This window comes from Amycolatopsis sp. NPDC102389 (assembly GCF_044765885.1).
In the GTDB taxonomy this organism is placed as follows: Bacteria; Actinomycetota; Actinomycetes; order Mycobacteriales; family Pseudonocardiaceae; genus Amycolatopsis.
Genome location: NZ_JBIWKX010000026.1, coordinates 27,935 through 37,171 on the forward strand (window position 1 = coordinate 27,935; position 9,237 = coordinate 37,171).

8 protein-coding genes are annotated in these 9,237 nt (G+C 70.7%); 3 read left to right on the forward strand and 5 right to left on the reverse strand.

Going from position 1 to position 9,237, the window contains the following annotated elements:
* Nucleotides 1-44 precede the first annotated feature (44 nt).
* The 3 genes from ACIRGA_RS22205 to ACIRGA_RS22215 are packed head-to-tail and all read left to right on the forward strand — an operon-like array spanning nucleotide 45 to nucleotide 3,462.
* Nucleotides 45-638, forward strand: a complete 594-nt coding sequence (locus ACIRGA_RS22205) for a PadR family transcriptional regulator (RefSeq protein WP_400943894.1) — start codon at nucleotides 45-47, stop codon at nucleotides 636-638.
* Entirely contained in the window at nucleotides 635-2,275 is a 1,641-nt protein-coding gene (locus ACIRGA_RS22210; RefSeq protein WP_400943896.1) for a DHA2 family efflux MFS transporter permease subunit, read from the forward strand. Before ACIRGA_RS22205 ends, ACIRGA_RS22210 begins: the two co-directional genes overlap by 4 nt.
* Nucleotides 2,272-3,462 carry a cytochrome P450 gene (locus ACIRGA_RS22215; protein ID WP_400943899.1) on the forward strand — a complete coding sequence of 397 codons (1,191 nt, stop codon included), beginning with the start codon at nucleotides 2,272-2,274 and terminating at the stop codon, nucleotides 3,460-3,462. Before ACIRGA_RS22210 ends, ACIRGA_RS22215 begins: the two co-directional genes overlap by 4 nt.
* Nucleotides 3,463-3,471: 9 nt before the next feature.
* On the opposite strand, the gene ACIRGA_RS22220 is transcribed toward ACIRGA_RS22215, so the two are convergent.
* Genes ACIRGA_RS22220 through ACIRGA_RS22240 form a run of 5 tightly spaced genes read right to left on the reverse strand, consistent with a single transcriptional unit; the run spans nucleotide 3,472 to nucleotide 9,038 of the window.
* On the reverse strand, nucleotides 3,472-4,671 hold the full coding sequence (locus tag ACIRGA_RS22220; RefSeq protein ID WP_400943901.1) for a cytochrome P450: 1,200 nt from the start codon (nucleotides 4,669-4,671) through the stop codon (nucleotides 3,472-3,474).
* Nucleotides 4,668-6,122: a prenyltransferase/squalene oxidase repeat-containing protein gene (locus ACIRGA_RS22225; protein WP_400943904.1), complete on the reverse strand. Its 1,455-nt coding sequence runs from the start codon at nucleotides 6,120-6,122 to the stop codon at nucleotides 4,668-4,670. Before ACIRGA_RS22225 ends, ACIRGA_RS22220 begins: the two co-directional genes overlap by 4 nt.
* On the reverse strand, nucleotides 6,119-6,934 hold the full coding sequence (locus ACIRGA_RS22230) for a hypothetical protein (RefSeq protein WP_400943907.1): 816 nt from the start codon (nucleotides 6,932-6,934) through the stop codon (nucleotides 6,119-6,121). Before ACIRGA_RS22230 ends, ACIRGA_RS22225 begins: the two co-directional genes overlap by 4 nt.
* Complete coding sequence (locus tag ACIRGA_RS22235) at nucleotides 6,931-7,797, reverse strand: class I SAM-dependent methyltransferase (RefSeq protein WP_400943910.1); 867 nt, start codon at nucleotides 7,795-7,797, stop codon at nucleotides 6,931-6,933. Before ACIRGA_RS22235 ends, ACIRGA_RS22230 begins: the two co-directional genes overlap by 4 nt.
* The gene (locus tag ACIRGA_RS22240; RefSeq protein ID WP_400943913.1) at nucleotides 7,791-9,038 is read right to left on the reverse strand and encodes a cytochrome P450; all 1,248 of its coding nucleotides are present in this window, start codon (nucleotides 9,036-9,038) and stop codon (nucleotides 7,791-7,793) included. The genes ACIRGA_RS22235 and ACIRGA_RS22240 overlap by 7 nt, the downstream gene beginning before the upstream one ends.
* Nucleotides 9,039-9,237: the final 199 nt, after the last annotated feature.

The window sequence follows — 9,237 nt, forward strand, 5'->3', positions numbered from 1 at the left end:
GTCTTTTTGGACTATACTGATCGGACTCGATCGGAGAAGTGTCTATGCGAACCCTCACCATCCTCGGGCTGGCCGTGCTCCGGCTGCTCAGCCAGCAACCCCAGCACCCGTACGAAGTCCGGCAGCGCCTGCGAGAACAAGGACTCGATCACTTGATCAAAGTGACCCACGGCGCGCTCTATCACACGTTCGACGTGCTCACGAAGGCCGCGCTGATCGAAATGGTGGAGACCACCCGCGAGGGCAAGCGGCCGGAACGGACGGTCTACGCGATCACCGACGAAGGGCGTGAAGTCGCCCTCGAACGGCTACGGGAGCTGCTTTCCACACTCCAGCCGGAGTATCCGACGTACTGCGCCGCGCTCGCCTTCATGTCGTTGCTCTCCAAGGAGGACGCGGTCGCGCAGCTGGAGCAGCGGGCCGTGCTGCTGGAGGCGTCGCTGGCGTCGGCGACGACCGGGAGCGACGCGCTCGTCAAACGGGGCGTGGCGGCGATCGACATCGTCGAGATCCGGCATCTGCAAGCACATCTTCGCGCCGACCTGGACCTGACGCGCGCGATCGTCGAGGACATCCATGAAGGACGCCTGGACTGGCGGTCCGGCGAACGAACAACCGAAGAGAAAGCGGACGGATGAGTAAACTGCGGGGGAATCCCTGGGCCGTATTGGTGGCCCTCTGTCTCGGGTTCTTCATGACCTTGCTCGACACGACGGTCGTCGGCGTCGCGATTCCGAACATCGTCGAGCGGCTGGGCACCTCCTACAACGAGGTGCTCTGGGTCAGCAATTCCTATGTCCTGGTGCTGGCGGTCTTCCTGATCACCGGCGGCAGGCTCGGCGACCTGTTCGGGAAACGCGGCGTCTACCTGGCAGGCGTCGGGGTGTTCACGGTGGCGTCCCTGTTGTGCGCGCTGGCGCAGGACCCCGGCCAGCTCATCGCGGCCCGCACGCTGCAAGGCCTCGGCGCCGCTTTGCTGATCCCCCAGACGATGTCGATCATCATGGGCGTCTTCCCGCCGGAGCGGCGCGGCGCCGCGCTGGGCGTCTGGGGCGCGGTGGCCGGCGTCGCCACCATCACCGGGCCGCCGCTGGGCGGTTTGCTCGTCGGCGCGCTCGACTGGCGCTGGATCTTCACCATCAACGTGCCGCTGGGCATCCTGATCCTGGTGTTCGCGCCGATGATCATCCCGGCGGGGGCCAAGCCGCCGCGGACCGGCAGCTTCGACGTGCCCGGCGCGATACTGGTGATCCTCGGACTGTCGTGCCTGGCGTTCGGCCTGCAGGAGGGGCAGCGCTACAACTGGGGGACGGTCTGGTCGTTCGTGAGCATCCCGCTGCTGCTCGTACTGGGCGTGGTACTGCTGATCGCGTTCGGCTTCAGCCAGCGCAGGCCCGGCACGCGTACGCCCATGGTGCCGTTCGCGCTGCTGGTCAACCGCAACTTCAGCCTGATGAACGCCAGTGCCATCGGCTTGTCGGTCGGCATCATGAGCATGGCGATCGGCTTCCAGCTCTACGCGCAGTCGGTGCTGGGCTTCTCGGCGCTGGCCGCGGGCATGATCAGCCTGCCGATGTCGGCGATCTCCGTGGTGCTCGGCCCGTACGCGGGACGGCTCAGTGACAAGGTGGGCGGCAAGCCGATCGTGGTCACCGGCCTGCTGCTGTTCGGGCTCGGCCTGCTGATCTTCTCCCTGACGTCTACTGTGGACAGTACGGTGTGGACACTGCTGCCCGCGATGATCGTGATGGGGCTGGGGCTCGGCGCGACCTTCGCGCCACTGACCACCGTGGCCATGTACGACGTCCAGCCGATGATGGCGGGCTCGGCGGCCGGCGTGCTGAACGCGACGAGGCAGATCGGCGCGGTGCTCGGCACCGCCGGTTTCGGTGTGCTGCTGCAGAACCAGCTCGTCGGCAACCTGGTGACGCGCGCCGAGTCGGTGGCCGCGACGCTGCCCCCCGAGGTTCGCGGGGAGTTCGTCGACGGAGTGCGGCGCGCCACCGGCAGCGGCCTGGACTTCGCCGATCTGCAGGCGGGCACCGCGGTACCGGTCCCGAGCGGGACCACGCCGGCCGTCGCCCAGCAGATCGCCGCGGCGGCGAACGAGGTGTTCTCCGGCGGTTACGTCGCGGCCATGCACGGCGCGATGGTCCTGCCGATCGCGGCCGTGCTCCTCGGCGCGGTCTGCGGGATGCTGGCCAAGCGCAGGCGGCCGCCGGCACCGGCCGCTCCGGACAACGCGGCGGAACAGTCCGTGGCGTCGAAGGCATGACCGAACCCGTCGACGGGCCGCTGCGGCTGCCCCAGCCGAGGACCTGTCCGTACGGTCCGCCGACGGCGTATCGCGAACTGCACGCCCGGCGGCCCGTCTCCCGGGTCACCTTGCCCAACGGCGATTCCGGTTGGCTGGTCACGGGTTTCGCCGAAACCCGTGACCTGCTCGCCGACCGGCGGGTCTCGGCGGACCGGACAAGGCCGGGTTTCCCCGCGCTGCTCCCCTCCCCCGCCGAGGGCACGCCGCTGCGGACACTGGCCGGGATGGACGACCCGGAGCATCACCGCTTCCGCCGGATGGTGACCTCCTGGTTCACCGTCCGGCGCGTGCGGGAGATGCGCCCGGCGTTGCGGCGGCTGGCGGGCTCGCTCGTCGACGAGATGGCGGACGGTGTCCGGTCCGCCGATCTCGTGGCCGCCTACTGCCTGCCCCTGCCGTCGATGGTGATCTGCGAGATGCTCGGGGTCCCCTACACCGATCACGAGTTCTTCCAGCGCCGCACCCGCACGATGATCACCGCCGACGACCAGGCCGAAGTGGTGCGGGCCGCGACGGAACTGATCGGCTATCTCACCGAACTGACCGCGGCGAAGACCGATCACCCCGGCCCGGATCTGATCAGTCAGCTGCTGGCCGAGCAGGTGCTGCCCGGCCGGATGACCGTGGCACAGCTGGTCAACATGATGGTGCTGCTGCTCGGGGCCGGACACGAGACCCTGTCGAGCAGCATCGCGCTCGGTGCCTCGTTGCTGGCCGGTGACGAGGAGCGGCTGGCCGCGCTCCGCGCCGCGCCGGAGGCGGCGGTGGAAGCGTTGGTGCGGCACACCTCCGTGACCGACACGGTCGTCAACCGGGTGGCGACCGCCGACATCGACGTCGGCGGCGCCCGGATCCGGGCCGGGGACGCGCTGATCTTCTCCACCGCGGTCGCCAACCGTGACCACCGTGAGAATCCCGACCCGGACCGGCTCGACCTGAGCGACGGCCACCGGAGGCACGTCGCCTTCGGGTTCGGGGTGCACCAATGCCTCGGGCAGAACCTGGCCCGTCAGGAACTCGAAGTCGCTCTGACGGTCCTTTTCGAGCGGTTGCCGGGTTTGCGGGTGGCGATCCCGGCGGACGAGCTGCCGATCAAGTCTTCGCCTTTGGTCAACGGGCTCAAGGCTTTGCCGGTGCGGTGGTGAACGACGCCGTCACCACCGCACCGGCAGCTCCCGCAGTCCGCGGACGACCCGATCGGTGTGCCAGTGCAGTTCGTCGGGCCGGACGGCCAGCCGAAGGCCGGGTACCCGCTCCAGCAGCGCGGTCAGCGCCACCACGAGTTCCATCCGGGCCAGCTGCGCGCCCAGGCAGAAATGCGGGCCGTGCCCGAAGGCCAGATGCGGCTGCCCCACCCGGTCCAGCCGTAGCTCGTCGGTGTCTTCGTACACCGCCTCGTCGCGGTTGGCCGAATCGAGGTCGACCAGCACCGCCTCCCCGGCGCGGATGGTGACACCGCCGAGCGGCACGTCCTCGGTGGCCACCCTGGTGAATCCGGCGCTGGTCGCGATCGGGGTGAACCGCAGCATCTCCTCGACCGCGGCCGGCAGCCTGGTGAGATCTTCGCGCAGCCAAGCCAACCGCTCGGGACGGCTGAGGAGGTGCCAGGCGAAGTTGCCGATCTGGTTGGTCGTCGTCTCCAGGCCGGCCAGCAGCAGTGTCACGCTGATCCCGACCAGCTCCTGCTCGCTGAGCCGGTCGCCTTCGTCGCGCGCGGCGACCAGGACGCTGAGCAGATCGTCCCGCGGTTCGCGGCGGCGTTCGGCGACCAGGCCGGTCAGATAGCTGTCCAGCTCGCCGATGGTGGCGAGGATCTCGGCGGGCGCCAATCCGGCACCGCTGACCATGATTTCGGCCCAGCCGAAGAACTTCTCCTCATCGGCGGCGGGCAGCCCGAGCAGCTCCGACATCAGCGCGCTCGGCAACGGCTTGGCGAGATCGCGCACCAGGTCGCCGGGCGACCCGGCGTCCAGCATGCGATCCACCAGCCCTTCGGCCAGCCGCACCGCGCGGGGCCGGAGTGCCTCGATGCCGCGCGGGCTGAACGCCGGGGCGACCAGCCGCCGCAGTCGCGTGTGTTCCGGCGGATCCATGGTCAGGATGGTGGTCTTCGTCAGCACCCGCGGGGTCACCCTCGGCACGTCGGCGCCGACCAGCGCGGCCCGGCTGAACCGGCGGTCGGACAGCACGGTCTTCACCTCGTGGTGCCCGACCACCAGCCATCCTTCGCCGCCGTACGGCAGCGTGACCCGGCTGACCGGGGCCTCGCGGCGCAACGCGGCGGACCGCGGGTCGGTTTCGAGCTTCTCCGCCTGCTGGAACGGATACGGGCAGGCGCCGCTCTTCCCGGTCACCGACGGCCCGCCTTCGTGGCCGCCAGCACCGCGGCGCGGATCAGGTTCACCGGCGCGTAGAGGTCTTTGCCGACCCACAGCGCCGGGTGCGGATCCTCTGTGCCGGCGCGATCGAGGTAGGTGACCCCGCCCGCGATCGCGTCCTGGTGGTCTCCGGGCGCCGCGGCCAGCAGCAGCACGGCATACGCGGTCTCCTCGGCCGTGCCCCCGCGAACACCCCACGACCCGTCCGCCCGCTGCCCCGCCCGCACCATCGCCACGGCCCGGTCCAGTGGTTCACCGATACCCGCGGCCGACAGCGCCGCTCCGCAGGAAAACGTGGCGTAGTAAGGGGAAACGTGCCAGCGGTCGTGCCAGCCACCATCGGGACGCTGGTTGTCCGCCAGGTAGCGGGCGACGCGCGCCACGGCGTCGGCGTAGCGATCGGCGTCCGGCGGGCCCTGCCGCCGGTACCGGTCGAGCACCTCGAGCACACGGGCGTTGCTGATCACCGAGGGCGCGCCGACCGGCACGGTGGTGAGGAAATGCGTGTCCCGGTCGTACTCCCACAAGCATTGTGGCTCGGCCAGCTCGCCGGTGCGGTCGGCTTCGGCGAGCAGCAGCAGCGCGGCGGATTCGGAATCGGGCGCCGCGCCCGGCGCCGAGGGCGCGCCCGTCCGGCCGACGTCGCCGGGCAGCCCGGCCAGCAGCGGCGCGATGACCGCCGGGTCCTCACCCGCGGCGGCCAGCACCCGGTAGGACCATGCCCGCTCGAAGTACGTCATGGAGGTCAGGCCGGCGACCGGACCGTCCAAAAGAGACTGAGTGCGCACCAGGAACTCCGCGGACGCGGCGCCGGGACCGTCCGGCGCGGGCGCTTCGGGGCCGAGCCAGGCCGCGGTGGCCGCGGCCGAGCAGCCGATCACGCCGTTCACCGGGGTCACCGCGGTGGAGCCCACCGCGGCGGGGCCGATGATCTCCAGGTAGAACGCCGACACCGGATTCCGCCAGCCATCGGTGCGCAGGGCGGTCAGCGCCGCCGGGTCGAGGTTCTCAGGCAGGGCGAGGCGTTCGTGGCCGAGGCGCGCGTTGATGTCCGCGACCAGTGCGGGCACGATCAGGAACGGGATCAGCGTCTCCGGCAGGCCGTCGCGCTCCACCTCGGCCAGCAGCCGGGTAGCGGCGGCGAGCCCCCGCTCGACGACATCGCCGGTGCGGCCCTCGGCGAGCAATGCCTCCACGGCGCTGAGCGTCGGGACCAGCGCGACCGTGCCCGGCCCGCTCCACGCTCCGTCCGGCTGCTGCGCGGAGGAAAGGAACTCGATCCGCCGGTCGTGCCCGGCCAGCCACGGCGCCAGCGAGACCAGCCGTCCCGTCTCGTACACCGAGGGATACAGACCTCCGCCGGGTTCGGCCACGAGGTCCGCGACCACCTGTCCGGCGGTGTCGTTCAGCGCGTCGATGCCGGTCACCGCGACACCCTCTCCTTCGCGAGCACCTCGGTGGCGGCGGCCGCGACCGCCGTTGTGCGCAGCAGATCGGCGTGCTCGACGTCGAAGCGCAGTTCCCGGTCGGTGAGTTCCGCCCGTGCGGCGGGGTCGAGCGGGTTCAGGCCGCTGGTCGGCGTGGCCGAGCTGAACACGTACGCCCCCGCCCAGCGCTTCCGGTGATCGGCCTGCGAGGCCGCGGTGAGATAGCGGACGAACGAGCGGTAGGTGCCGGTGAGCTCGTCGACGTATTCCTCCTCCAAGCCCGCTTCGGCGCACGCCGCCCGCGCGGCGCCGAGGAAGATCCGGACGAGCGCGACGCCCACCTGCTCGACGCCTTCGGCCTCGGCCATGGCCCGGTCGCCGTCCGCGACGGCGGCCGCCGTCCGCTCCGCGCCGAGCACGCCCGCCAGGCTCTCCACCACCTTGCGGTACTGGTAGTACATCGTCAGCGGTGTCGGCGACTCGGGATCGAACAACAGCAGTGGCACCGCCCGGCCGGTGCGCTCGGCCAGCCGGGCGACCAGCTCACCGGCGAACGCGGCGCCCGCGCAGTACCCGAGCACGGCCTCGACGGGCCGGTCGGGAATCGCCGCGACCCACCCGTCCACGTAGTCGGCGAGCTCGAAGCCGCCCTCCACGCCGAGTGGCGGCTGCACCGTCTCCCACACCGGGTGCCCCACGGCGAGGTCGCCGAACGCGGCTTCCGGGCGGCCGGTGGCCGCGTAGTCCACCGCGAGCACGATCGGCCCGCCGGGGTCGGGGCCGAGGCTCCGCCATGACGGCATCGTGGTCATTTCGCTCCTCCGGTCACGGGCAGCCGCCCGAGGTAGTGGCAGACGGGATAAACCGCGGTCACCGGCCCGTCCCCGGCGTGCGCGGTCAGCTCGGCGGCCACCTCCGCGGCCACCTCTTCGCGCCGTCCTTCGGGCACCAGTTCCCAGTACACGCGCAACCCGTTGGACCAGGTCCAGTCGATCAGCGCCTGCGCGGTCGGCGCCGAGAGCACGACGTCGTGGCGTTGTTCGGCGACGTCGGTGAACCCGGCGGCACGCAGGGCGTCGCAGATCCGGCCAGGCCTGCCGAACGGATACTCGCCGTAGAGCGCCGCCACTCTCGGATGCGCAGCGGCGAGCGCCGCCGGGTCGGCCGCGGCGATGATCCGGTCGACTCGCAGCGCGCCGAGGTCCCATCCGGACAGTGCGGGCGGGGGCACCGGCCCGGTGATCCCGATCCGGCCGCCGGGCACCAGCAGCCGCGCGTAGTTCACCGCGGTGGCGAACGGATCCGGGAAGTGCGCGGCGCTCATACTCGCCGTGATCAGGTCGAACGACCCGGCGGGCAGATCGGGGGCGATCCCGTCGAGCACTTGGACCTCGACGTGGTCGAGTGCCCGCGCCGCCACGTCGGCGGCGGTCGCGGTGACCATCGCCTCCGCGATGTCGATCCCGAGTACATACCCTTCCGGGCCGACGGCGGCCGCGGCCGGGAACAGCACCGCGCCCCGTCCGCATCCCACGTCAAGCACGTGCTCCCCCGGCCGCGGACCGAGCAGTTCGAGCAGCTTGTGCGCGATCGGGCCGAAGAACTCGACGCCGGTGTTGTCGTACTGCCCGGCCAGCTCGTCGAACACGATGGTGCGTTCCGTCGACTTCACCACGCGACCGGCACCTCGTGAACGCCGTAGATGTTCGCACCGACCTTGTATCGCAGGTCGTCGACCGGCGCGGTCACCCGCAATCCGGGCAGCCGCTGGAACAGCGTGCCGAACACGACCTCCAGCTCCAGCCTGGCCAGATGCAGCCCGATGCACTGGTGTGCGCCGTGCCCGAAGGCCAGATGACCGCGGGCCTTGCGCCGGATGTCCAGCCGCTCCGGCTCGTCGAAGACCGCCGGATCCCAGTTGGCCGCGCCGGCCAGCGCGATCACGCCCTCGCCTGCGGGGATCGTCACGCCGCCGATTTCGATGTCCTCGGTGGCGACACGGGAACCGGCCGGGTCGGAGACGCTGAAGTAGCGCAGTAGCTCGTCGACCGCACTTGGAGCCAGGCTCGGGTCTTCGATCAGCAGCTCGAGCTGGTCCGGGTTCTCCAGCAGACCGAGGGTGCCCATCGAGATCATGTTGGCGGTGGTCTCGAATCCGGAAATGAGCAGGAACGCCGCCACACCGACGATCTCGTCATGGCTGAGCACGCCAAGCTCGACGTTGCGCCGCACGATCCGGCCGAGCACGTCGTCGGCCGGGTCGGCCTCCTTGGCCTTGATCAGCCCGTCGAGTTTGCCGAGCACGTCGAGGTTGGCCTGCAGGCGCTGCTCGACCGTGCTGGACTGGTCCACCATCGTGGTCGTCCGGTCGAGGAAGTACTGCCTGTCCTCCTGGGGGACGTCCAGCAGTTCGCAGATCACGCGGGACGGCACCGGCAGCGCGAGCGCCGACATCAGTTCGGCCGGGCTGCCCGCCGCTACCATCTCGTCTAGAACGTCGTCGACGATCTCCTGGATCCGCGGCCGGAACGCCTGCACCCGCCGCACCGTGAATTCCGGTACGACCAGTCGTTTGCGCTCGGCGTGTTCGGGGCCGTCGACCCCGAACGCCCGCCCGATGACGGCGGAGCCCTTCTTCATCTGCTCGGTCTGCTGCGCCGCCGTCTGCACCCGGCGGAATTGATGCGGGAATCCGCCGAGGAAACGATTCGCGCTGACCCGAGGATCGGTCAGGATCTCTTTGACCAGCTCGTGACTGGCCACCAGCCACACCGGTTTTCCCGAGGGGAGCACCGCTCGGCTGACCGGCCGTCGCGTGCTCATGTCCGCGTATTCCGCGGGCGGGTGCAACGGACAACCCCGGGCCATCGGATATGCGGGGAATTCCGCCGGATCGACGTTATCGGTCGTGCTCACGAGGCAAGGCCCCCAATTCCGGAAAACGAAAGGTGGCAAATTTCCATGCGAAAAGAACGAAGCAAGGCGGACGTGACGCGCTCGCGGTCACGACGTGGGGGGGGGGGGGCGCAGGGGGGCCGGGTGTTGTTGGGGAGAGGGGTGTGGGGCGGCGGGCCCCGGGGGGGGGGCGGACAACGGCACACAACGGCCGGCGGGC